Here is a 1,449-nt window from a genome sequence, read left to right on the forward strand (position 1 = left end):
ATGTCGGCTTCTCTAATCGGCCAGTTTGGGTCAAGCACTTTCAGGCTATCCACCACTGCAGTGTTGATGTCGCTCGCGGGCTCGCGCTTCTCTTCGGAATCGGCACCAAGGCCCTTCCATCATGGAATTCGAGGACGAGGTGGAACAATCTTTTGGGCGGCCTTGCCGTCAGGTTGACGGCAGGTCCAAGCCGACATGCGAACTCACCTCATCCATCGTCCCGCGAGGGACATCATTCCACCGCTGGGTGGAGCTCAAGTTTCCTCCTATCGGATTTGATTCTGCACGGGTTTCATGCGGCTGCCGCGGCTTGTTCCCGGGTCCAGCGGAACTCAGTGCCATCAACCCAGATGCGGTGCATGATGACGGCCAGCCGACGTGCCAGGGCCACGATCGCCTTCTTCATGCCGCGGCGCCTGGCGATCTGCATCGCCCAAGCCTTGAGCCACGACCATTTCCTCGAATACAGCATGCTCTGAGCGGCCTCGTAGAGCATTGTCCGCATCATCTCGTCTCCACAGCGCGATATTCTGCCGTTCCAATCCACCTCGCCCGATTGATACTTGGCGCACGTCAGCCCAAACACCGCCCCAACAGACTTGGATTTACGGAAGCGAGCGGGCACGTCGACAGTGGCTCGATAGGTCAGCGACACCACCGGGCCAACGCCTGGGGTCGTCATCAGGCGCCGGCACACTTCATCGTTCCGCACGATGGCCAGGAGGCGGCGATGTAGGATGCAGAACTGCTCGCGAAGCGTTCGTCGGACAACGAGCAGCGGTTCAACCAGCGCAGCCAAATCGGGCTGGTTCGCGACGAGTTCCCTGATGCGTGCCTCGAACCTTGCTTTTCCAGCCATGCCAACTTTGAGGCCGAAGTTGCGCAAGGTGCCACGCAAGTCGTTCTCGATGGCGATGGCCTTCGACTGCAGCAGTTTGCGGTGCGTCAGCAGCATCCGCAGTTTCTGACTGTGTAACGTCTTCACATGCACCGGGCGATAAAGCCCCACCCGCATCATCTGTGCCATGCCGCGGGCATCGTTGCGGTCGGTCTTGTTGATCTGCGCCTTCAACACAGCTCGCATGTGCCGCGTCTCGACGCAGATCACCGGCAAGCCGGCTTCGGCGAGCACGCTGTAAAGCCATTGCGACAGCGGCCCGGCTTCCAATCCAATTCGCTTGAAGTGGTAGGCGGGGTTCTTCAGCACCGCCAACAACGCTTCGGGTTCGCTCGCCACCTTCACTTCCCGAACCATCTTCCCCGTCTCATCCACAATGCAGACGCTGGTCTCCTTGACCGATACGTCCAGTCCAGCAAAATGCTCCATGCTGCGCTTCTCCTTCTGATGCTTGAGGCCCGTTCACACGGTGACCTCGTTTCACCATCAGCCTGAAGCGCAGCACCCAAAATCTTCAGCTATCCACAAGCCGCCGGCCGATTACCCCATCT

Annotated in this window: 1 protein-coding gene; it reads right to left on the minus strand. The window is 59.5% G+C overall.

Features of this window, described 5'->3' with window-relative positions; genetic code table 11:
- Positions 1–292: 292 nt before the first annotated feature.
- Positions 293–1,327, minus strand: a complete 1,035-nt coding sequence (locus AC11W3_RS19215; RefSeq protein ID WP_484093566.1) for an IS110 family RNA-guided transposase — start codon at positions 1,325–1,327, stop codon at positions 293–295.
- Positions 1,328–1,449 lie beyond the last annotated feature (122 nt).

The organism is Geomonas sp., assembly GCF_056994735.1.